The organism is Herbiconiux dendrobii, assembly GCF_052048175.1.
GTDB lineage: Bacteria > Actinomycetota > Actinomycetes > Actinomycetales > Microbacteriaceae > Herbiconiux.
In genome coordinates, this window is record NZ_JBLZQV010000009.1 from 1 (window position 1) to 21,831 (window position 21,831).

The following is a 21,831-nucleotide window of genomic DNA, read 5'->3' on the forward strand; positions in this document are numbered from 1 at the left end:
GGCTGGGCCGTGCTCGGCTACGACGTCATCGGCAAGAACCTCACCGTCTTCCAGCTCTTCGACCAGCAGGGCAACATCCCCTTCGGCGTCGTCCCCCTCTTCATGCTCGACGTCTGGGAGCACGCCTACTACCTCGACTACCTCAACGTGCGAGCCGACTACATCAAGGCCGTCTGGAACATCGCCAACTGGTCCAACGTCGCCGCCCGCCTCACCGCAGCCACCACCAAGACCGAAGGCCTGCTCACCCTCTAGGGCTTCACCTTCTCCCTCCTCACAAGGAGATGGGTCCCGCACTCGCGCCCGCCTCACGCGAAGCGTCGATGGCCGGATGTTCGCCCTCCGCCGCCTTGAGCTCCGCTCACCCCTAGGCGGAGGGTGAACATCCGGCCATCGGCGCGACCCCGAACATCCCCGGCCCGATAAAATCACACACATGACCCACCTCCCCGACGGCCACCCGAACGCCGCCGTGACCTTCAAGAACGCCGCGCGCGGAACAGCCCCCCAGGTGGTTCTCGTCCGCCACGGCGAGACCGAGTGGAGCCTCGACGGCCGTCACACCGGCCGCACCGACATCCCCCTCACTCCCCGGGGAGAGGACCAGGCCCGCAGTGTGGCCCGCGTACTGACCGGCCGCCGTTTCGGCCTGGTGCTGACCAGCCCGCGCATCCGGGCCCGCGAGACGGCGATGATGGTCGGCTATCCGGATGCCGAGGTCGACGCCGATCTGGCCGAGTGGGACTACGGGGCCTACGAGGGCCTCACCAGCGAGCAGATCTCGGCGCGCTACGGCGAGGAGTGGAACCTGTGGCGTGACGGCATCGAACCGGATGCCGAGGGGCGCGGTGAGCAGGCCGCCGACCTGCTGCGGCGCAATCAGGCGATCATCCGCCGCGCCCACCTCACCCTGAACAAGGGCGAGGACGTGCTGCTCTTCGCGCACGGCCACTACCTGCGCACCCTCGCCGCCACCTGGATCGGCGCCCCCATCAGCACGGGCGAGTATCTCGTGCTCGACACGGCGGCGATGTGCGTGCTCGGCTTCGAGCACGGCAACCAGGTGCTGCGCCAGTGGAACCGCAGCCCGTGGGCGGAGGAGTCGGGCGCATGAGCGCGGGCGCAGCATCCGGAGCCTCCGCCGGCGTCCCCGTCACGATCACCGACCCGGCCGAGGCTCTCGACGCCCTCGCCGCTCTGGCGGAGGGCTTCACCGCCGTGGCCGCCGAGCGTGACCGCGAGGGCACGGCCCCGTTCGCCGAGGTGGCCGAGCTGCGCGCCACGGGCATCCTGCCGGCGCTCGTCCCCCGTGAGCTCGGGGGCGGCGGTCTCGGGTGGCGCACCGTCTTCGAGGCGCTCCGGCCGGTCATGCGCGCCGACGGCGGCCTCGGCCACCTGTTCTCGTACCACTTCGTGAACTCCTGGCGCCTGCAGCTGAACGAGGAGACCGCGCGCATCGAGCAGCTGCAGCGCGGCCTGGCCGCGAACCACTGGTTCTGGGGCGGTGCCGGCAACCCGCGCGACGCCGGCCTCGCCCTCACGCCCGCCGCCGATGGCGGCTTCAGGGTGTCGGGCCGCAAGTTCTTCGCGACCGGGGCCCAGGTCTCGGAGCGGATCACCGCATCCGGAACCCGCGTCGACACCGGCGAGCGCCTCGCGATCGTCGTCGACGCCACGCAGCCGGGGGTCACCCACCACGACGACTGGGCCAACAACGGGCAGCGTCTCTCGGCCTCCGGATCGGTGTCGTTCGACGAAGCGCTCGTGCCGCTCGAGCACGTGCTCGGTTTCGGCGGGCAGGAGGGGCCGCGCTACAACCCGTACGCCTCGCTGTCGATCCTGTTCTTCCAGGTGGCGCTCGAGCACGTGCACGTCGCCCTCGCGGAGGGGGCGCTGGCCGAGGCGGCGGCGTACGTGCGCACGTCCACGAAGCCGTGGTCGACCAGCGGGGTCGCCACCGCGGTGGAGGACCCGTACATCCGCGAGCTGACCGGCGACCTGACGGCGGCCACCCGGGCGGCGGATGCGCTCACCTGGCGCGCCACCGACCTGCTGATCGAGGTGGCGGAGCGCGGCTGGGCGCTGACGGACGCCGAACGCGGCGAGGCGGCCGTGGAGATCGCAGCCGCGAAGGTCGTGAGCACGAAGACGGCGCTGGACGTGACCTCGCGGGTCTTCGAGCTGACCGGCGCGCGCGCCACCGGCGAGGCCTACGGCTTCGACCGGTACTGGCGGAACGCGCGCACGGTCACCCTGCACGACCCCGTGGCCTACAAGGCGCAGGAGGTGGGCGACCACGCCCTGACGGGCCAGTACCCCACCCCCTCCGGCTACAGCTGACTGTGCTTGTCGCCGGTGGCGCCGGGCTTCGCTCGACGTCACCGGGGCACGCCGGTCCCTGCCCGGCGAGCCGCGACATGTGAGCGCGCGGTCGAGGGACGCGGCCTGCGGTCGCATCCCTCAACCACACCCTCACCCGGGGTCATCGAGTACGGCCTGAGACGTCGGGTGCACGCTGCGGTGGTGTGGTTCGCCGGACGCTCGGGGACCGAGGGTTTCGGGGGGTCGAAAATCTGGGAGTCCTGGCGGTGAGCCGGGGTGGGCGGGGGCCGGCTGCCAGACTGGTTCGATGCCCACCAGGACCCCACTCCAGCTACGCCGATGGCGTCAATACCTCGCCGACGAACGGGCCGAAGCCCAGGTGTACCGTGAGCTCGCGCAGCGGCGCACCGGCACAGAACGCGAGATCCTCGAAGCCCTGGCCGAGGCCGAGGGCCGGCACGAGGAGCACTGGCTCGAACTGCTCGGCGACGACGTCGGCAAGCCGCGCCGGGCCGACATCCGCACCCGGATGCTCGGCGTGCTCGCCCGACGTTTCGGCTCGGTCTTCGTGCTGGCCCTGATGCAGCGGGCGGAAGCGCGCTCCCCGTACGAGACCGACGACGACGCCACGCCGGCGATGGCGGCCGACGAGCGGATCCACGGCGAGGTCGTACGCGGCCTCGCCGCCCGGGGCCGCAGCCGCCTCTCGGGCACGTTCCGCGCGGCGGTCTTCGGCGCCAACGACGGGCTCGTCTCCAACCTCGCCCTGGTGCTCGGCATCGGGGCCACCGGCGTTCCCGCCCCCGTGGTCCTCGCCACCGGGATCGCGGGTCTGCTGGCCGGGGCGCTCTCGATGGGCGCAGGCGAGTTCGTGTCGGTGCGCTCGCAACGGGAGCTGCTCGCGGCCTCGACGCCCGATCCGGACGCTCACACGGCCGTGCCGCGACTGGACGTCGACGCCAACGAGCTCGCCCTCGTCTACCGTGCACGCGGCATGAGCGAGGCGGATGCCGACGCCAAGGCCTACGACGTGTTCCGCGGGCTCTCGACAACCACTTCGGCCCTGCGCATCGTGCGCGCCGGGGATGCCGGAATCACCGCCCCCGAGATCGAGGGCGGTGCGGCGGCGGGAGACGCCGACGAGCACGAGGAGATCGGCACGGCCTGGCAGGCCGCCTTCTCGTCGTTCTGCTTCTTCGCCTCCGGGGCGATCATCCCCGTGCTGCCGTACCTCTTCGGCATGACCGGCCTGCCCGCGGTCATCCTCGCCTCCGCCCTCGTGGGGCTCGCCCTGCTCGGCACGGGGGCCGTGGTCGGCCTGCTCTCGGGCGGTCCGCCGCTGCGACGGGCCCTGCGCCAGCTCGCGATCGGGTTCGGCGCCGCCGCGGTCACCTATGTGCTGGGCCTGCTGTTCGGGGCCACCCTGGGCTGACCCGCTCCCCCGGTGAGCGCGGGGCGGTGAGGACAGAGTGGTGAGCGCAAGACCGGTGGGCGCGGCGGCGGCAAGCGCAAGATCGTTGAGCGCAGGCGCAGTGGGCGCAGTGGGCGCAGGAGCGGCCTAGCGGTGCAGGGTCGCGGCCGGCGACTCGCCGTAGCGCGAGCGGTAGTCGGCGGCGAAGCGCCCGAGGTGCCCGAACCCGCACTGCTCCGCGATCGCCGTGACGGTCGTGCGTGCGCCGTCGGCCCCGAGCAGCAGCTCGTGCGCCCGCCGGAACCGGATGTCGCGCAGGATGTCGCTCGGGGTGCGCCCCGAGGCCGAGCGCACGTGGTCCTGCAGCGTGCGCACGGAGACGCCGAGCGCTCGGGCACAGCTCAGTACCGAGAGGTCTTCGGTGGGGGCGGCCTCCGCGAGCGCCAGGAAACGCCGGAGGAGGGCATCCGCGTGGCCGGGCTCCTGCGGCGGCGACCAGGTACCGAGCGACCGCGCGATCGAGTTGTCGACCGCCAGCAGGAACCGGGCGATCATCAGGTCGGAGACCAGGCGGAACGGGAGCGCACCCGCTCCGGCGTGCCCGTCGCCGAGCAGGTCGTGCATCGCGAGCACCGACGCCAGGAAGGCCTGCCCCTCGTGCGTGTCGAGCGCCACGGCCGACGCGAGGTCGAGCCCACCGGCGTCGTCGACGTTCCACAGCTCGGCGGCCACGCGCTCCATCTCCTCCCGGTCGATGTAGACGATGAGGTGCGGCGTGCCCTCGTCCCACTCCATCGTGAAGTCGCTGTCCAGCGGCGGAACGGTGGCACGCCGCGGCGAGGACTGCACCTCGTGGCCGCGGGCGAGCATCCGGGCCCGTCCGCGCAGCGGGATCTGCACCAGGTGGAAGCTGCCGAGCCCCTGGGGGGCGATCCGCACCCCACCGGAGTAGTCCAGCAGGTCGAGGCCGACGGTGCTCGCGTGCGCCGAGCGGAGCGTCATCCGCACCCCGTGGTCCAGCGGCGTCAGCTCATGGGCGCAGAACAGATCGGCGATCACCGAGTTCGCCTCGCCGACCGACTGCGCCTGCACGGGCGGGCGGCTCGTGAGCAGGTCCCGGGCCCGCGGGACCGAGACGACCGGAGAGAGTGCCATGGCTCATTCTCCGTCGGAGCACCCTGCACTGTGAAGGCGCAATCGCCCTGCCACGTTTCGGCGACGTTACAAATCGCTGACGAACGGCTCTTCTCGCGTCAGACGGACAGAGGCCGCGCTCAGTGGATAGCCGGGGCGGATGCGGATGGCTTGACTGTCGTCTACACCGCGGCCGGCATCGGGCTGCGGCACCGGACGAATGCGGAGGCCCAGGTGGGAATTCTTCAGGATCGCGTGATGATCGTGACCGGCGGGGCGACCCTGATCGGCGAGGGCGTCGTGCGCGAACTGGCGGCCGAGGGCGCGACGGTGGTGGTGGCCGACATCGACGAGGCCGGCCTCGCGGCGCTGCCGGCGAAGATCGGCACGGCGGCGGTCGACACCCGCCTCACCGACATCACCGACGACGCGCAGATCAGCGCCCTGATCGACGAGGTGGTCGCCACGCACGGCCGCCTCGACTCGGTCGTGAACCTCGCCGCCAGCTACGTCGACGACGGCGCCGCGACCTCGCGCGCCGACTGGCACCGGGGGCTGGACGTCAACCTGGTGAGCGCGGTGCGGATGGTCGAGCTCGCCCGCCCGCACCTGGCCGCCACGGGCCACGGCAGCGTGGTGAACTTCACCTCGATCTCGTCGAAGGTCGCCCAGACCGGCCGCTGGGTGTATCCGGCCAGCAAGGCGGCGATGGTGCAGGTGACCCGCTCCATGGCGCTGGACCTGCAGGCCGAGGGCATCCGGGTGAACTCGGTCAGCCCGGGCTGGACGTGGTCGACGATCATGGACGACCTCTCCGGCGGCGACCTCGCGAAGACCGACCGCGTCGCGGCCCCCTTCCACATCCTCGGCCGGGTCGGACGCCCGGACGAGGTGGGCCGCGTGGTGGCGTTCCTCGCCTCCGACCAGGCCGGCGGCGTCACCGGCGCCGACTGGGCCGTCGACGGCGGCTACTCCGCCCTCGGCCCCGAACAGCAGAGCCCCACCATCCCCCTCCTCGCCGCCGAATGACGGCCACCGACCGAAAGGCGCCTCCCATGTCCCGTCGCATCACCATCGTCGGAGCCGGTCAGTCCGGCCTCCAGCTCGCGCTCGGCCTCCTCGACCACGGCTACCGGGTCAGGATCGTCTCCAACCGCACGCCCGAGGAGATCGCCGCGGGCCGGGTCGCCTCCAGCCAGTGCATGTTCGACACCCCGGTGGGGTACGAGCGGGAGGTCGGGGCGGCGCTGTGGGATGACGCCCCCTCCGTCGACGGGATCGGGTTCGCCGTCCCGCATCCCGAACTGCCGGGGGAGAAGGCCATCGGCTGGGCCGCGCAGCTCGACCGGCCCGCGCAGTCGGTCGACCAGCGGGTGAAGTTCCCGCAGCTGATCGAGCTCGTCGTCGCCCGCGGCGGCCGGATGGTCTACGAAGACGCCGGCGTCGACGACCTCGAGCGCTACACCGCCGAAGACGACCTCGTGCTCGTCGCCGCGGGCAAGGGCGACATCGCGCGGCTGTTCGAGCGCGATCCCGAGCGCTCGCCGTTCGACGCCCCGCAGCGGGCTCTGGCGCTGACCTACGTGCACGGCCTCACGCCCGACGCGGACTTCTCCAAGGTGGCCTTCAACCTCATCCCCGGCGTCGGCGAGTACTTCGTCTTCCCGGCGCTGACCCTCACCGGCCCCTGCCACATCATGGTGTTCGAGGGCGTCCCGGGCGGCCCGATGGACCGGTTCGGCGGCGGCCTCACCCCCGAGGAGCACCTCGAGGTCTCCAAGGACATCCTGCGCACCTTCCTCCCCTGGGAGGCGGAGCGGGCCGAGGGCGCGACCCTCACCGACGACCTGGGCGTGCTGCAGGGGCGGTTCGCCCCCACGGTGCGGAAGCCGATCGCGACCCTGCCCTCCGGACGCACCGTGCTCGGGCTCGCCGACGTGGTGGTGCTGAACGACCCCATCACCGGGCAGGGCTCGAACAACGCCTCGCGGTCGGCGCAGAGCTACCTCGGCTCCATCCTGGAACGCGGCGACTTGCCCTTCGACGACGCCTGGAAGACGGATGCCTTCGAGACCTACTGGGACATCGCCGGGCCCGTCGTCGCCTGGACCAACGCCATGCTGATGCCCCCGCCCCCGCACGTGCTGCAGCTGCTGGGCGCCGCATCCGCCCAGCCCGCCATCGCCTCGCGGTTCGCGAACGGCTTCGACGACCCGGCCGACTTCGGCGAGTGGTTCCTGGATCCCGCCGGGGCGGAGAGCTACCTCGCCGAGGTCATGGGCGACGGCGCCCTCGCCGCGGAGCGCGCCTGAGATGGCTGCGCCCGAGATGGAGAGGCCCGGGACGGATGCGCCCGAGCTGGCTGCGCCCCGCTTCGACCTGCGCGACTTCCGCACCGCGCTCGGCCAGTTCGCCACCGGGGTGGCCGTCATCACGACCCGCACGACCGAGGGCGCCCGGGCGGGGATGACCGCGAACTCGTTCGCCTCGGTGTCGATGGATCCGCCGCTCGTGCTCTGGTGCCCCGGCAAGCAGGTGCCGAGTGCGGCGAGCTTCGAACGCTCGACGCACTTCGCCATCAACGTGCTGGCGAGCGCCCAGCACGCGCTCTCCCGGCAGTTCGCCACCCCCTCCACCGACAAGTTCGCCGGGGTCGCGGTGCGCGAGGGCCTGGCCGGCGTGCCCCTCCTGGAGGGCGCGCTCGCCACCTTCGAATGCCGCACCGTCGCCCGGCACGACGCCGGCGACCACCTCATCTACGTGGGCGAGGTCGAACGCTACGGGTACACCCCCGACGCCCCGCTGGTCTTCCACGCCGGCACGTACCACGACACGGCGAGGCACCGCTCGGTGCTCGCCTGACGACGGGGGCCTAGGCCGAGACGGAGGCCAGCTGGTCGTAGGTGGCGAACTTCGCGGCCACGTCGGAGCCGGTGAAGTGACCCACCCAGCCGTCGTCGTCGTGGAAGAAGCGCACCGAGACGTAGTCGGGGTTGGTGCCCATGTCGAACCAGTGCGTGGTGTCCTTCGGCACGGAGAGCAGGTCGCCCGCCTCGCAGAACACGGCGTGCACCTTGCCGTTGGCGTGCAGGTAGAAGACCCCGGAGCCGCGGGCGAAGAAGCGGTCTTCGTCGTCGTCGTGCTGGTGCTCGTCGAGGAACTTGCTGCGGGCCGCCTCGGCCTGGGCGCGGTACTCGTCGGTGTCGGCGGGGGTGATCGAGACGACGTCGACCAGCGTGTAGCCGTGATCGGAGTTCACGCCGTCGATCTCGGTGCGGTAGGCCTCGAGCACCTCGTCTTGCGTGGGCTCGGCGGAGAGCTCCTTGAGCTCCCAGCGGCTGAAGCGGGCGTTCAGGCCGGCGAGCACCTCGTGGATGGTGTCGAAATCGCGGGTCTGCAGTTCGGGCGTTGTGGGGTCGGTGTCGTTCCACACGGTGAGCAGCGTCATGCCTCAATGCTATTCCTCCGGGTCGCCTCCCTACCTCAAAGGGCGCCGGAAAGTAACAGAGGGACACACAATTCGTCACACGACTCGCGGTCGGGGTTGAATCGAGACACACCCACAGCCCCCTTGCTTCAACCCGTCCTGTAAGGAGCCCTCATGGCCATCACCCGCAAAGTCGCGGTCTTCACCGCCCTCGTCGCCGCCGGCGCCCTGGCGCTGACCGGCTGCTCGCAGTCCAGCGGCAGCACCGAGTCGGCCGCCGAGTCCACCACCGCGGCCACGGCCTCCGCTCCCCTGCCCGCGCCCTTCGACGGCGACCCGGTGACGGTCGCCCTGGTGCGCCAGAGTGGCGCCGGCGACTACTTCGAGGCCTGGGGCGCCGGCGCCCAGGCTCAGGCGGAGTTCGCCAACATCGACCTGCAGGTCACGGATGCGCGCAACGACAACGCGAAGCAGGCCAGCGACCTCGAGCAGGCCATCGCCTCCAAGCCCGACGCGATCATCGTCGACCACGGCCAGACCGACACCCTTCAGCCGCTGATCACCGAGGCCGTCGCCGCGGGCATCCCGGTGGTCGTCTACGACCTGGCGCTCACCGACTCCACCGGCGTCATCACCACCAGCCAGTCGGACGAGTCGATGGCCTCCGGCGTGCTCGACCAGCTGATCGACGACGTCGGAGACGGCGCCAAGGTCGGCTACGTCTCGGCCGAGGGCTTCGCCGCGCTCGACCGCCGCGCGGTCGTCTGGAACAAGTACGTCACCGACCACAAGCTCGACGTCGTGTTCTCCACCGGCAAGGTCAGCGAGTCCACCGCCACCGACAACATCCCGCTGGTGGACGCCGCGCTCAAGCAGAACCCGGATGTGCAGGCGATCTTCGCGCCGTACGATGAGATCACCAAGGGCACGGTTCAGGCCGTCATCCAGAACAATCTCCAGGACAAGGTGAAGGTGTACGGAATCGACATCTCCAACGCCGACATCGAGGTCATCACCGCCGACGGCAGCCCCTGGGTCGCCACCTCGGCCACCGACCCCGCCGCCGTCGGCGCCGGTGTGGTGCGATCGCTCGCCCTCAGCCTCGCCGGTCAGCTCGACGAGACCGACGTGCAGTTCCCGGCCAAGACGATCACGCAGCAGTTCCTCGCCGACAACTCCATCACCAACGTGACCGAGCTGCGCGCCGCGGAGCCCACCCTGAAGCTCGACGACACCGTCGTGGCGGATTGGCTGCCCGCGGTCTCCGAATGACCTCTGCCTCAACCGCTCCGATCGAGGGGCACGACGTGCGCGTCGTGTCCCTCGTCGGCGTCTCCGTGGCCTACGGATCGAACGTGGTGCTCACCGACGTCTCGCTCGATTTCCGGGCCGGCGAGATCACCGCCTTGCTCGGCGCGAACGGGGCCGGCAAGTCCACGCTGATCAAGGCGCTCTCCGGCGCCAACTCGCGCTACAGCGGCGAGATCCTGGTGGGCGGCTCGGTCGCCTCGCTCGGCTCCCCCGTTCAGGCCCGCCAGCTCGGCATCTCGGCCGTGCACCAGAAGGTGGCCGACGGCATCGTGCCGGGCCTCTCGGTGGCCGAGAACCTCACGCTCGACGACCTGGCGCACGCGTCGAGGCATCCGCTGCGCAATCGACGGGCGGCCCTCGCCGATGCCCGGGCCGCGCTCGCGACGCTCGGCCTCGACTGGCCCGACAGCGTGCTCGATCAGGACGCCGACCGCCTCGCGATCTCGGATGCCCAGCTGCTCGTGCTCGCGCGGGCGCTGCGCAGCACGCCTCAGCTGCTCATCCTCGACGAGCCCACCTCGGCACTCACCGCCGCCGAGGCCGAGCGGCTGTTCGAGGTGCTGCGGTCGCTGCGCGCCCAGGGCCTCTCCATCGTCTACGTCTCGCACCGATTCGGCGAGATCGAGGCGCTGGCCGACCGCGTGGTGGTGCTGCGCGACGGCATCGTGCAGAGCAACGCGGTGCGCCCGTTCGAGTGGAACGAGATCCTGCACGACATGCTCGGCCGGGCCACCGACCTCGACCACGACCGGGGCGAGACCCATCGGGGTTCGGCCGTCGTGGCGACGCTGGACGGCATCCGTCTCTTCCCGGAATCGGCGCCCGTCGACCTCACCGTCAAGGCCGGCGAGGTGCTCGGCATCCTGGGCCTGATCGGTGCGGGCAAGACCGAGATCGCCGAGCTGCTCGGCGGCCTCGCGACGCCGCTGGCCGGCTCCCTCACCCTGCAGGGCGCGCCCTACGCGCCGAAGCGGCCGCGGGACGCGATCACCGCGGGCGTCGTACTGGTACCCGAAGACCGCCAGAAGCAGGGCATCCTGCCGGGCTGGTCGGTGCTGCGCAACATCACGCTCCCGTTCCTTTCCGAGTCCAGCGTGTTCGGGCTGGTGCGCCGGCGCACCGAGCGCTCGCGGGCCGAGACGGTCATCCAGACCCTCTCCGTGGTGGCGAGCGGGCCGGATGCCTCGATCGACGACCTCTCCGGCGGCAACCAGCAGAAGGTCGTCGTGGGCCGCTGGCTCTCGGCCGATCCGAAGCTCGCCATCCTCGACGAGCCGTTCCGCGGTGTGGACATCGCCGCGCGCCGCGAGATCGGCGCCCGCCTCGCCGCCCTCGCCGCCGACGGGGCCGCCGCCGTGGTGCTCTCCAGCGACGTCGACGAGATCTTCGAGGTGGCCGACCGGATCGTCGTGCTGGTGGGCGGCTCGGTCGAGCTCGACCGCTACGCCGACGAGGTCGACCGCTCGACCGTGATCGGCGCGTTCCTCGGCCAGTCCCACCCGTCCGGACCCGGTGCCCACCCCGCGCCCGGCTCCGATGCCACAGCCTCCGTCCCCCGAAAGGACCCCGCATGACCAGCCCGAGCGTGCTCGCCCCGAAGAGCTCCGCCGGAGAACGCGCCTCCGCCTTCGTGGTGAAGTGGGGCTTCGTCGCCGTCACCCTGGCGCTGATCCTGTTCTTCCTCATCACCGAGCCGAACTTCCGCACCGTCGACAACATCTTCGGCATGCTGAAGTTCATCGCGCCTACGGCGATCGCCGGGCTCGGCGTGATGCTGGCCATGACGGTCGGCGGCATCGACCTCTCGGTGGGCGCCTCGGCCGGCTTCGCGGTGTCGATCGCGGCCTGGACGATGGTGATCGCCAACCAGGTCGGCGGGGTGGCCGTGACGGTGGTGCTGATCTGCGGGCTGCTGATCGGGGCGCTGAACGCGTTCTTGATCGTCGTGGCGCGCATCCCCGACCTGCTGGCGACCCTGACCACGATGTTCGTGATCGTGGGCCTCAAGCTGATCATCGTCGACGGCAAGTCGATCTCGTCGCAGATGACGCTCTCGAACGGCACCACGGCGCCGGGCAAGTTCACCGCCGACTTCCTGTGGCTGGACCGCGGCTCGATCGGGCCGGTTCCGGTGCCCGTGATCATCTTCCTGGTGATCACCGTGCTGCTCTGGTTCCTGCTCGAGCGCACCCGGTGGGGTCGTGCGCTGTTCGCCGTGGGCACCAACTCCGAGGCCGCCCGGCTCTCCGGCATCCGGGTGCAGTGGTACCGCACCGCCGCCTACATGGGCTGTGGGCTGCTGGCGTCGATCGCCGGTCTGCTGCTGGCCGCCCGTATCGGGCAGGGTGACGTCTCGGCCGGCAACTCCCTGCTGCTGGATGCCGTGGCCGTGGCGCTCGTGGGTGTCTCGGTGCTCGGGATCGGGCGCCCCAACGCCTGGGGCACCGCGCTCGGCGCCGTGCTGATCGCCGTGATGGTGACCGGGTTCACGATGCTCGGGCTGCCGTACTACGCGCAGGACTTCGGCAAGGGGATCGTGCTGCTGATCGCCCTGCTGTTCAGCTTCACGTTCTCGCGGCGGCGCACCGTGGTGACCGCCGGGTCGACCACCTCCGCTTCGTAGACCCTCCGTTTTCGCACCGTCCGGGACCCGCCGCTCATGACCGACTTCAGCCAGCTCCGCTCCGACACCGTCGCCGCCTACCTCGCCTCGCGGCCCGCCCTCGCCGCGCGGATCGACGCCTCCGCGCTGGCCTCCGTGCGTGAGGTGGGTGACGGCAACCTCAACCTGGTGTTCATCCTCGAGGACGCGGCCGGGGCATCCGTCGTTCTCAAGCAGTCGCTGCCGCACGTGCGCACCGACCCCTCCTGGCCGATGACCCGTGAGCGTTCGGCGCGCGAGGCCGTGGTGCTCGCGGCGCACGAGGCGGCGGATGCGGCGCACGTGCCGGCGCTCTACGACTTCGACCCGGAGCACTACGTGCTCGCCATCGAGAACCTCTCCGACCATCGGGTGTGGCGCAACGAGCTGAACGCCGGGCGGGTGCACGCGTACGCCGCCTCCGCGCTGGGTCAGTACGTGGCGCGCACGGCGTTCGCGACCTCCCCGCTCGGCCTCGACCCGCTCGAGCACAAGCGCCTGATCGCACGCGCGGTGAACCCCGAGCTGCAGCAGATCACCGAAGACCTCGTGTTCACCGAGCCGTACATCGCGCATCCGCACAACGCGGTGCTGCCGGCGAACGAGCCGGACGTGGCGGCGTTGCGCGCCGACCACGCCCTCGTGCGCGAGATGGGGCTGGCGAAGCTGCGGTTCATGACGACCGCGCAGTCGCTCATCCACGGCGACCTGCACACCGGGTCGGTGTTCGTGCGGGCGGCGCGCGGGTCGGCAGACGCGGTGGACGGTGCGGATGCGCCCACGGAGGCCTCGGTGCGAGCCTTCGACAGCGAGTTCGGCTTCGTGGGCCCCACCGGCTTCGACCTCGGGGCGCTCTGGGCCAATTTCATCATCGCGGCGGCGCGCGCCGAGGCGCTCGGCGAGAGTTCGCGGGCGGAGCTGATCCTCACCCTGCCCGGCGCCCTGTGGTCGTCCTTCGAGGCCGAATACCGGTCCCTGTGGCCGTCGCGCATCGACCCGCGCGTGTGGGGCGACGAGGTGCTCGACGCCTGGCTCGCCGGCATCCGCGACGACGCCGCGATCTTCGCCGCAGCCAAGGCGATCCGCCGCATCGTCGGCTTCGCCAAGGCCGCCGACATCGAGACCCTCCCGCCCGCCCAGCGCGAGGCCGCCGCCCGCGGTGTCCTCCGTGCCGGCCGCGCCCTGGCGCTCACGCGCCGGGGTATCGCGGACGTGGACGCCCTGGCGTCGGAGTCCCTCGCTGTGCTTCGCGCGGCTGGATCGCGCTAGCGGTCTCGCGCGGGTGGAGGGTCACACGTCGAAGGTGAAGGTGGTGCCGAGGGCGTGGTCGGCGATGGCCTTCTGGATGAGGATCAGGGCCCAGAGGCCCTCGGCGGTGGACTCGCCACCCGCGTCCCCGCCGGCCGTGGAGACACCGGCCACGGGGGCGATCGAGTCGAGCACCGCGCCCCGGCCCTCGAAGGCAGCGGTGCCCGCGCTGCCGGTGTAGATCGGCGTGAGGGCGGAGTTGTTGCCGAGGAACCAGGTGGCGACGGTCTTCGCGTGGCGGCGGTAGGCGGCCGCCCGGGTGGATCGGTCGCTGCGGGTGGACTGCTCCCAGGCGCCCGCGAGCTCGAGCAGACCGCCGATGATCGGGGTCTCCTGGTAGACCGACTGCGCACCGTTCGTGTGGAACGAGGCGGCCCATCCGGAGATGCCCGTGATGCGCTCCCGGGTGCGCACGTTGTTGCCGCCGGTATCCGCGTAGTGGTAAGCCTGCTGCCCGTAGAAGGTGTCGGCGGAGTAGGTGACGATGTCCAGCAGCCCGTCGAGCGCGGCGGCGGACTGGCCGATGTCGCGCTTCAGCCGGTAGGCCTTCGCGAGCGCGTAGATCTGGTGCTGGCCCCAGGCCTGCCAGTCCCCGACCACCGGGTCGTCGATGAAGATGCCGTCCCGCCAGTCCGTGCTGCGGAACTGCTTCGAGGTCACCCGATTGATGCCCTCGTCGATCTTCGCGTAGACCACCGAGGCCGCGACGGGGTCGTCGAGCGCACTCGACGATCCTCCGGCCGTCGCGCCGCTCTGCGGGAGCAGCGGGGTCCACGCACCCCAGGGGCCGCCGGTCTGCAGGGCGCGGTAGGTCTCGACGTAGCCGATGGTGAACATGCCGGCGAGGCGGTTGTCCAGGGTCCCGAGGTCGTACTGGGTGCAGTTCCTCAGCAGGCGGTTCAGGTGGTTCTCGAGGAACGCACCGAACCGCGCCTCGTCGACGGTGAGCGCGCCGCCGCCGAGCGCCTTGCGCTTCTGCATCATCTGCAGCCCGAGCGCCAGTGCCCAGAGCAGCCGGGCGTCGTCCGCGCCGAGCTCGTGCGTGCTGGTGGTCCAGTCCTTCCGGATCGCGAGGAGCGACCCGGTCGCCGGCCCGGTGGCGGTGCTGTAGAGCGGCCCGTCGTAGACCGGGGCGACGTCGGCCCCCGCCGTCGACAGCAGGTCGTCCATGGCGATCGAGAACGGCGGATGCGGCACGAACGGATCGGCGCGCGCGTACCCGGCACCGCTCGGGATGATGTGGGCGGGGTCCGACTCGAACTGGCCCCAGGCCGCCTTCGATCCGCCCGCCCCGAGCGGCGGGTACTGGCTCCGGCGCACGAACTCCGAGCGGTACATGTAGTGCTTGTTCTGCGCCTGCATCGGGTCCCAGGCGAACATCATCGGGGCATCCAGCCAGGCGAAGTTGTAGACCTTCCCCTCCATCGTAAGCAGGTAGCAGCAGAAGGTGAGCACGTCTCGCGCCCGCAGGTAGGAGCCCTCCGTGCCGTTCAGCAGGTAGTCGGTGGCGAGCGCGATCGCGGTGCGCGCCGAGTCGTCGACGCAGGTCGCCCCCTCCGCGAGGTCTTGGTAGGGGTTCCAGCCGTTGCCGCGCCAGCCGCCCGGTTTCTGCTGCGCGTAGAGCGTCATGGCCTTCATCGGCCACGAGTTCACCGCCGCGAACCCGCCCAAGCCGAGCACGGCGTCGTAGTAGGCCGGGGTCGGCCAGCTGACGCCGTGCTGGTCGGTGCGCCGGCCCGCCCCGGTTCCGGATGCGTAGGTGAAGCCGGTGACGGTCGATCCGCTCTGCGAGTGCACCGCCTGCAGCTGCCAGTCGAGGTGCTCGAACCGCACGGGGAAGGCCGCGAAGTCGACGGTGCGGGTCGCGGCCCGCGCCGTCTCGGCCGGACCGAGGGCGACCCGGCCGAGCGACGCGAGCGCCGCCGCGCCGGCGGCGGCGCCGAGGAAGGTGCGGCGCTTCACCGCTGCCCTCCCCGGCCCGTCGGCTGCGCACGCCGGTGCAGGCGCAGCCGCACGCCGGCAGCGGCGAGGCCGAGCACGAGCGCGAGCAGGGCGAGGCTCAGGAGCGACCCGGGGGCCGCCCCGGTCGCGGCGAGCTGCGGCGACCCGGCCGCGGCCGGGTCGGCGTCGCCGGCACCGGGGCTGCCCGCCCCCGGGTCGACGGGGCCGGTGCCGGGACCGCCGGGCTCCACCGGGGCGCCGTTGCGACCCCGCACCTCCTCGGGCGTGCCCGCGTAGAGCGCCCGGGCGTCGGCGTCCCGCAGCACCATGACCTCGCGGCCGTCGAGCAAGCGGTAGATCGCGTAGGTCTCGACGGGGTACAGGATGAGGGCGTCGAGATCGGCGGCCGCATCCGGGGTCGTCGCGATCTGCAGCGGGATCGTGCCCGCCGTCAGGTCGGCGCGGCCCAGGGTGCGGATCGTGATCGCTCCGTCGGCGCCGGCGAGCGGTGCCGCGGTGTCGAAGAGGCCGGGCGAGGAGAGCGACACCGACGGCCGCGCTGCGGCCGCGCTGTCGACGGCGCTCAGGAACAGCAGGTGCGCCCCCGCCGTCGGCACGTCCAGGCCGTGACTCGCGGAGCTGCCCGCCTCGAGGTGCGCGTAGGCCCGGTTCGAGAAGGCGGATGACCCGTACCGCACCTCGGGCACGCCGAGGCGGTACAGCGAGGCGAGCGTCACGGTGGCGTACCCCTCGTAGGGCTTCGGGTTCGTGGAGTGGTTCGAGAACCGCACGATCACCGCGGTGGCGTCATCCGGAACCGTCTGCAGCAGCGTGGTGCGCACCGACCCGGCGCCCGAGTACCAGGTGCGCGGGTTGTAGCCGAAGCCGCTGTCGTCGGCCAGCGGCGTCTCGGCACCGGAGGCGTCGACCGAGAGCACCTCGGCGTCGAGGTCGACCCCGAACTGCAGCAGGGCCGCGAAGTCGAGCATCAGCGCGTCGCCCGACTGCGGCTGGCCGTCGCCGCCCACGCCGATGCGGGTCTGGATCGAGCCCCCGTCGAACACCCGCACGTTGTTGTACCCGTCACCGGAGACGAAGAGGGCGTTCTGCCCCTCCCAGCCCGGGTAGACCGTCTGGGGCGAGTCGACGGCGAGCGAGTCCTGATAGATGGCGGCCTCGTCGGTGCCGGATGCCGGCGCCTGCGTCACCACGGCGCGGGCCGGATCGTTCAGACCACCGTCGGGCAGGTCGAGCTGCGCGTCGGCCGGGCGGCCCTCCGCCACCAGATCCTCGATCTCGACCGTCGTCGCCGTGCGCTCCTCCACCTTCGTGGCGGTCATCACGGCGAGCGCCTCGGGCACCCGCTGCACGCGCAGGATGGCGCGCAGGGCCTCGTCGACCGACTCGGCGCCGCTGTTGCTGTTCAGCCCGTCGATCGTGATGCCGTCGAAGGCCAGACCCAGGCTCTGGTCGAACATCGGCACGCCGATCGGGTTCTGCCCCATCCACCAGGTGGCGGCGACGCCCGCCATGTCGGCGTACTTCGTCTCCCCGGTCACCGAGTACAGCGCCAGGTAGTTCTCGACGTAGCTGGCGGTGCCGTAGTTGATCTGCGGCAGGCCGCTCTTGTTCGGGGCGATCTCCATCGAGCGGCCCGAGATCAGCAGGTCGGAGAGGAAGCTGTCGGCGGAGAGCTCCGCCGCGGCGATCCACTCGCCGTGCCCGGTCAGCGAGCCGGCCAGGGCGAGCGCCTTGGTCTGGATGCTGCCCCATTCGTACCAGTTCCCGTTGCTGTGCTTGATCGCGCCCAGCGGGTACTGGTCGAAGTCACCGGCCTGGTAGTACGCGATGCCCTCGGCGAGTTCGCTCACCAGGGTCACCGCCGCGTCGCGTTCCGGACCCTGCAGCAGGCCGGCGTGCTTCACGAGCGCCGCGACGGCCGTGGCCGAGAGCCAGCTGTCGTCGAACAGCAGCCAGGCGGGCGATCCGTCGGGCTGGTGCTGGCCGTACTCGGCCGAGACGAGTTCGCCGACGCGGTCCAGGCACAGCTGGAGCCGCGTCTGGAGGCGCCCGGCCAGCTCGGCGTCGGCATCCGTGATCAACGGCAGAGCGGTGGCCATGGCCTCGTAGGCCCGGGCCGCCCAGTAGCTGAAGGCGGTCTGCGAGGAGGCGCTGTCCTTCTTGAACAGGTTCCCGTCGGCGTCGCGCGCCACGAAGTTGTCGAAGTCGCCGTTGGGTGCCTGCATCCACATCGCGAACTCGAGGCCGCGCTTCATCTGGTCGTAGCTGTGGGCGTCGCCGTAGGTGGCGTAGTGCTCGGCGTAGACGATCACGGCGCGCGCCACGTCGTCGAGCGCCGAGACGCCCTCCTGCGGGTCGCCGACCCACTCGTAGCCCGCGGCGAGGTCGTCGCGGTCGAGGGGCTCGGCGTAGAGGTGCACGATCATCGCCGCCTTGCCGTCGAGCTCGACGTGCTCGCTCAAGAAGTCGAGGTGGCTGAGGTTGGCGTACACCTCGGAGGTGTCGCCCAGCACGAAGCGAACGTAGTACGAGACGTCCTTCGTGGTGACCTGCCCGTCGCCGTCGTAGTCGAGGGCCGGATCGGTGGTTCCCGCCGCGATCTGCTGCTCGAACCAGGCGGCGTCCGCCGCGTCGACGACGCCGTTGCCGTCGAGGTCGTCGTCGCCCTGCTCGCGCTGGCCGGAGAGCCGCACATCGCGCAGCCGCAACGGGTAGCCGGTGCTGTTCCGCAGTTCGAGGTCGACCTCGGTGGCGGATGCCGGCACGGTGGTGTTCGCGGAGGCGACGGGGGTCGCCGTGAGCTCCTGCCAGAGCGCACTCTCCTGCCCGGCCGGGGCCGAGGCGGTGAGGATGCCGGCTCCTCCGGCGCCCACGGTGGCCACGGGCCCGGCCTGCGCCGCGCCACGCGGATCGACGAAAGCGTCGACGGCGAGGCCGAGGGCGTCGCCGCGCTGCGGAAGCACCGGATCGGCGCCCACCGGCACGGCACGCGACACCACGGCTCCGGGCTCGAGCACCGCGCCGGAGGCGATCCGCGCCCCCGAGCTCGACCAGTTCGACGAACCGTCGAGCTCGTCGGCGAACCCGGCGTTGGGCAGGGCGACCGGGCGCTCGCCCGAGCCGCTGTCGGCCCACAGCCGCACCTGGTGGAACTCGATCGTGCCGCCCGTGTCGTTGTGCAGCTCGACGTAGACCGTGCCGGCTGCCGCGCCGACGCGTCCCGCGCCCACGGGCCGGCTGCCGACCGTCTCGCGCTGCCCGCGGGCGAGCCCGGTGAGGTCGCTCCACTCCGCGAGGATGGCGCTGCCGTCGGTCACCCGCACCAGCACGGTGCTGTCGGCGGTGACGTCGCCGTGCAGGGTGACGTCGACCTCGGCCCGCACCAGGTCGCCCGGCGCGACGCCGTCGACCGCGCCGGCCGCCGCGACCGGGATCCCCTGGTAGGCGACTCCGCCCGGGGCGAGCTCCAGGGTGCGCTCCTGACGGGCCTCGCCCTGCACCGTCCAGCCGGTCTGCAGCGGCCCGCCGAAGTCGGCGTTCGGCAGCTCGTAGGCCACGGCACGCGGGAGCGCGGCGGCCGGTCCGCCCGCGGGGATGGCCACCACCGCGGCCCCGGCGAGCACCGCCGCCAGGCCGGCGGAGAGAGCGCTCCACGAGCGCCGCCGCCGGGGCATTCCGCCGGCCGCGCGCACGCTGGTTCGGAAGGGGATCATGGGAACTCCTCGTCGCAGGGGGCCGGAGACATCGTTGTCCGACCGTCGCGGATCATGATCGGCGACGATTCGCGATCGTGTCAAGAGCTGCGCAGAAGGTCGCACCCAGGGGTTGACGAGCTTTCCTAAACCGGTATAGCGTGCACAGTGCTAAACCGGTTCAGTCGAGGTTCGAACACCCACTTCGGCCGCCGGGAAGCCACCATCTCGACGAGGAGTCCGCGTGAGCAAGAGGCCGACGATCAGCGACGTCGCCCACGAGGCCGGCGTGTCGAAGGGTCTGGTGTCGTTCGTGTTCAACGGCCGGCCCGGCGTCTCGGCCAGCACCCGCGACCGCATCCTCGCCGCCGCGTCGGAGCTCGGCTGGCGGCCGAACCCCAACGCCCGCTCGCTCACCACCCAGACGGCCTACGCCCTGGGGCTCGTGGTTCTGCGCGACCCGGCCATCCTCGGCTCCGACCCGTTCTTCCCCGCCTTCATCTCGGGCGTCGAGGCGGTGCTCTCCGACCGCGGCCGGGTGATGCTGCTGAGCGTGGTGCCCGACGAGGAGCGCGAGCTCGAGACCTACCGCAAGCTGGCCGCCGAGAGCCGGGTCGACGGCGTCTTCCTCACCGACCTGCGCCACCACGACCCGCGCGTCGCCCTGCTGACCGAGCTCGGCATCCCCGCCGTCACCCTGGGGCGGCCGGATGTTCCGAGCGGGTTCCCGGTGATCGACCGCGACTACGGCCAGGGCATCACCGCCGTCGTCGCGCGTCTTCGCGAGCTGGGCCACGTGCGCATCGCCCACGTGGCCGGCGACGACCGGATGCTGCACGGCACCCGCCGTCGCGACCAGTTCGCCGAGGCGGTGCGGGCATCCGGGGGCGACCCGATCGTCGTGAGCGCCGACTTCTCCCCCGACGCCGGTGCGCAGGCCACCCGGGGCCTGCTCGCTCGGGACGAGGCCCCCACCGCCATCGTGTTCGCGAACGACCCGATGGCGATCGCCGGCATGGCCGTGGCGCAGCAGCTGGGCTACCGGCTGCCCGAGCAGCTCTCCATCACCGGCATGGACGGCTCGGAGATGTCGCGCTACCTCTTCCCGCCGCTGGCGACGGTCGGCAACGACCCCGCCGAGTGGGGCCGTACCGCAGCCCAGTCGTTGCTGGCGCTGATCGAGTCCGGGGCATCCGAAGATGTCACGCTCCCCGCCGCGGAGTTCATCCCGCGCGGTTCCATCGCACCACCCCCCACACCCGACGGCGCCGCCGTCGACACCCCACAGCAGACGGCCACGCCGTCGACGAGATAGGAGTAACCCGTGCAAAGACGCACTCGCATCGCCGTGCTGGCCGCCACCACCGTGGCGGCGCTGTCCCTGGCCGCCTGCAGCGGCGGAGGCGGTGGCAGCGCCTCCGACGCCGCCACCGCCCGCGGCCCGATCACCATCTGGTACTCCAACAACGCCGCCGAGGTGTCGTGGGGCAAGGGCATGGTGGAGGCCTGGAACGCCGACCACCCGGATGAGCAGATCTCGGCGCAGGAGATCCCCGCCGGCAAGAGCAGCGAAGAGGTGATCACCGCCGCGATCACGGCGGGCACCACGCCGTGCCTCGTGTTCAACAACCTGCCGGCCGCCACCGGCCAGTTCCAGAAGCAGGGCGGCCTGGTCGACCTGTCGAGCTTCGAGGACGGCGACTCCTACATCCAGGCGCGCAGCGGCGACATCGCCGAGCAGTACCGCTCCTCCGACGGCGACTTCTACCAGCTGCCGTGGAAGTCGAACCCGGTGATGATCTTCTACAACAAGGACCTCTTCAGCGCCGCCGGTCTCGACCCCGAGAACCCGAAGCTGTCGACCTACGACGACTTCCTCACCTCGGCCAAGGCCATCGTCTCCAGCGGAGCCGCCGACTTCGCCATCAACCCCTCGCCCACCAGCGAGTTCTTCCAGCCCAACTTCGACTTCATCCCGCTGTTCGCCGCGCAGACCGGTGGCCAGCAGATCGTCGAGGACGGCAAGGCCACCTTCGCCGACGACGACGGCTACGCGGTCGCCGACTTCTGGGCGAGCGTCTACAGCGACGACCTGGCCGGCAAGGAGAAGTACGAGGGCGACGCCTTCGCCGACGGCAAGGCGGCCGTGGCGATCGTGGGCCCCTGGGCCATCGCGTACTACGGCGACAAGATCGCCAACTGGGGTGCCGTGCCGGTTCCCACCGAGAACGGCACGCCGGCCGATGAGACGTACACCTTCTCCGACGCCAAGTCGGTGGGCATGTACAGCTCGTGCGAGAACCAGGGCACGGCCTGGGACGTGCTGAAGTTCGCCACCGGCGAGGAGCAGGACGGACAGCTGCTCGAGCTCACCGGCCAGATGCCCATCCGCACCGACCTCGCCACCACCTACTCCGACTACTTCACGGCCAACCCCGACTACGAGGTGTTCGGCGACCAGGCCAACCGGACGGTGGAGGACCCGAGCGACCCGGAGGCGGTCGCCATGATGCAGGCGCTGCGCGACGCGTACACCAAGGCCGTGGTCAGCGGCGACGGCGACGTGAAGAGCGCTCTCGACGAGGCGGCGAAGAAGATCGACTCGCTGGCCACCCAGGGCTGA

17 protein-coding genes are annotated in these 21,831 nt (G+C 71.6%); 13 read left to right on the top strand and 4 right to left on the bottom strand.

The genetic code is table 11. From position 1 onward, the window contains the following. The 4 genes from ACN4JJ_RS19340 to ACN4JJ_RS19355 all read left to right on the top strand — a co-directional run. On the top strand, positions 1–255 hold a 255-nt coding region (locus ACN4JJ_RS19340), incomplete at its 5' end, for a superoxide dismutase (protein ID WP_440711536.1). Positions 256–436: 181 nt separating this feature from the next. Next, positions 437–1,114, top strand: a complete 678-nt coding sequence (locus tag ACN4JJ_RS19345; RefSeq protein ID WP_440711537.1) for a histidine phosphatase family protein — start codon at positions 437–439, stop codon at positions 1,112–1,114. Then, on the top strand, positions 1,111–2,340 hold the full coding sequence (locus tag ACN4JJ_RS19350; protein ID WP_440711538.1) for an acyl-CoA dehydrogenase family protein: 1,230 nt from the start codon (positions 1,111–1,113) through the stop codon (positions 2,338–2,340). The genes ACN4JJ_RS19345 and ACN4JJ_RS19350 overlap by 4 nt, the downstream gene beginning before the upstream one ends. Positions 2,341–2,629: 289 nt before the next feature. Beyond that, on the top strand, positions 2,630–3,754 hold the full coding sequence (locus ACN4JJ_RS19355) for a VIT1/CCC1 transporter family protein (protein WP_440711539.1): 1,125 nt from the start codon (positions 2,630–2,632) through the stop codon (positions 3,752–3,754). A gap of 126 nt (positions 3,755–3,880) precedes the next feature. On the opposite strand, the gene ACN4JJ_RS19360 is transcribed toward ACN4JJ_RS19355, so the two are convergent. Next, entirely contained in the window at positions 3,881–4,888 is a 1,008-nt protein-coding gene (locus ACN4JJ_RS19360) for an AraC family transcriptional regulator (protein ID WP_440711540.1), read from the bottom strand. A 150-nt stretch (positions 4,889–5,038) separates the two neighbouring features. Between ACN4JJ_RS19360 and ACN4JJ_RS19365 the strand changes: the two genes are divergently transcribed. Genes ACN4JJ_RS19365 through ACN4JJ_RS19375 form a run of 3 tightly spaced genes read left to right on the top strand, consistent with a single transcriptional unit; the run spans position 5,039 to position 7,729 of the window. Further along, a complete protein-coding gene (locus ACN4JJ_RS19365) occupies positions 5,039–5,896 on the top strand; it encodes an SDR family oxidoreductase (protein WP_440711541.1) in 858 nt (285 codons plus the stop codon). Positions 5,897–5,922: 26 nt separating this feature from the next. After that, positions 5,923–7,179, top strand: coding sequence for a styrene monooxygenase/indole monooxygenase family protein (locus ACN4JJ_RS19370; RefSeq protein WP_440711542.1), 1,257 nt, complete (start codon positions 5,923–5,925; stop codon positions 7,177–7,179). 1 nt (position 7,180) lies between these two features. Continuing rightward, the gene (locus tag ACN4JJ_RS19375) at positions 7,181–7,729 is read left to right on the top strand and encodes a flavin reductase family protein (protein ID WP_440711543.1); all 549 of its coding nucleotides are present in this window, start codon (positions 7,181–7,183) and stop codon (positions 7,727–7,729) included. Positions 7,730–7,739: 10 nt separating this feature from the next. Here the strand turns inward: ACN4JJ_RS19375 and ACN4JJ_RS19380 are convergent, their stop codons facing one another. Continuing rightward, entirely contained in the window at positions 7,740–8,315 is a 576-nt protein-coding gene (locus tag ACN4JJ_RS19380; RefSeq protein ID WP_440711544.1) for a 1,2-dihydroxy-3-keto-5-methylthiopentene dioxygenase, read from the bottom strand. A gap of 153 nt (positions 8,316–8,468) precedes the next feature. Between ACN4JJ_RS19380 and ACN4JJ_RS19385 the strand changes: the two genes are divergently transcribed. From ACN4JJ_RS19385 to mtnK, 4 genes are read left to right on the top strand one after another with little or no spacing between them, the layout of a single operon-like run. Next, positions 8,469–9,566 carry a substrate-binding domain-containing protein gene (locus ACN4JJ_RS19385; RefSeq protein ID WP_440711545.1) on the top strand — a complete coding sequence of 366 codons (1,098 nt, stop codon included), beginning with the start codon at positions 8,469–8,471 and terminating at the stop codon, positions 9,564–9,566. Continuing rightward, complete coding sequence (locus ACN4JJ_RS19390) at positions 9,563–11,179, top strand: sugar ABC transporter ATP-binding protein (protein ID WP_440711546.1); 1,617 nt, start codon at positions 9,563–9,565, stop codon at positions 11,177–11,179. The genes ACN4JJ_RS19385 and ACN4JJ_RS19390 overlap by 4 nt, the downstream gene beginning before the upstream one ends. Beyond that, a complete protein-coding gene (locus ACN4JJ_RS19395; RefSeq protein ID WP_291057377.1) occupies positions 11,176–12,228 on the top strand; it encodes an ABC transporter permease in 1,053 nt (350 codons plus the stop codon). Before ACN4JJ_RS19390 ends, ACN4JJ_RS19395 begins: the two co-directional genes overlap by 4 nt. A gap of 36 nt (positions 12,229–12,264) precedes the next feature. After that, complete coding sequence (gene mtnK, locus ACN4JJ_RS19400; protein WP_440711547.1) at positions 12,265–13,515, top strand: S-methyl-5-thioribose kinase; 1,251 nt, start codon at positions 12,265–12,267, stop codon at positions 13,513–13,515. 21 nt (positions 13,516–13,536) lie between these two features. Here the strand turns inward: mtnK and ACN4JJ_RS19405 are convergent, their stop codons facing one another. Both ACN4JJ_RS19405 and ACN4JJ_RS19410 read right to left on the bottom strand, forming a co-directional pair. Further along, positions 13,537–15,516, bottom strand: a complete 1,980-nt coding sequence (locus ACN4JJ_RS19405) for a hypothetical protein (protein ID WP_440711548.1) — start codon at positions 15,514–15,516, stop codon at positions 13,537–13,539. Continuing rightward, entirely contained in the window at positions 15,513–19,229 is a 3,717-nt protein-coding gene (locus ACN4JJ_RS19410; RefSeq protein WP_440711549.1) for a hypothetical protein, read from the bottom strand. Before ACN4JJ_RS19410 ends, ACN4JJ_RS19405 begins: the two co-directional genes overlap by 4 nt. A 223-nt stretch (positions 19,230–19,452) precedes the next feature. Between ACN4JJ_RS19410 and ACN4JJ_RS19415 the strand changes: the two genes are divergently transcribed. Both ACN4JJ_RS19415 and ACN4JJ_RS19420 read left to right on the top strand, forming a co-directional pair. Next, positions 19,453–20,523: a LacI family DNA-binding transcriptional regulator gene (locus ACN4JJ_RS19415; protein WP_440711550.1), complete on the top strand. Its 1,071-nt coding sequence runs from the start codon at positions 19,453–19,455 to the stop codon at positions 20,521–20,523. Between the two features lie 9 nt (positions 20,524–20,532). Next, positions 20,533–21,831 (top strand): extracellular solute-binding protein, encoded by a 1,299-nt coding sequence (locus ACN4JJ_RS19420; protein WP_440711551.1) that lies wholly within the window; start codon positions 20,533–20,535, stop codon positions 21,829–21,831.

What these genes read in the sequence shown, in the direction of transcription:
- ACN4JJ_RS19345 (WP_440711537.1), top strand. Translation starts at nt 437, where the DNA reads ATGACCCACCTCCCCGACGGCCACCCGAACGCCGCCGTGACCTTCAAG.
- ACN4JJ_RS19350 (WP_440711538.1), top strand. Translation starts at nt 1,111, where the DNA reads ATGAGCGCGGGCGCAGCATCCGGAGCCTCCGCCGGCGTCCCCGTCACG.
- ACN4JJ_RS19355 (WP_440711539.1), top strand. Translation starts at nt 2,630, where the DNA reads ATGCCCACCAGGACCCCACTCCAGCTACGCCGATGGCGTCAATACCTC.
- ACN4JJ_RS19360 (WP_440711540.1), bottom strand. Translation starts at nt 4,888, where the DNA reads ATGGCACTCTCTCCGGTCGTCTCGGTCCCGCGGGCCCGGGACCTGCTC.
- ACN4JJ_RS19370 (WP_440711542.1), top strand. Translation starts at nt 5,923, where the DNA reads ATGTCCCGTCGCATCACCATCGTCGGAGCCGGTCAGTCCGGCCTCCAG.
- ACN4JJ_RS19375 (WP_440711543.1), top strand. Translation starts at nt 7,181, where the DNA reads ATGGCTGCGCCCGAGATGGAGAGGCCCGGGACGGATGCGCCCGAGCTG.
- ACN4JJ_RS19380 (WP_440711544.1), bottom strand. Translation starts at nt 8,315, where the DNA reads ATGACGCTGCTCACCGTGTGGAACGACACCGACCCCACAACGCCCGAA.
- ACN4JJ_RS19385 (WP_440711545.1), top strand. Translation starts at nt 8,469, where the DNA reads ATGGCCATCACCCGCAAAGTCGCGGTCTTCACCGCCCTCGTCGCCGCC.
- ACN4JJ_RS19390 (WP_440711546.1), top strand. Translation starts at nt 9,563, where the DNA reads ATGACCTCTGCCTCAACCGCTCCGATCGAGGGGCACGACGTGCGCGTC.
- ACN4JJ_RS19395 (WP_291057377.1), top strand. Translation starts at nt 11,176, where the DNA reads ATGACCAGCCCGAGCGTGCTCGCCCCGAAGAGCTCCGCCGGAGAACGC.
- mtnK (WP_440711547.1), top strand. Translation starts at nt 12,265, where the DNA reads ATGACCGACTTCAGCCAGCTCCGCTCCGACACCGTCGCCGCCTACCTC.
- ACN4JJ_RS19410 (WP_440711549.1), bottom strand. Translation starts at nt 19,229, where the DNA reads ATGATCCCCTTCCGAACCAGCGTGCGCGCGGCCGGCGGAATGCCCCGG.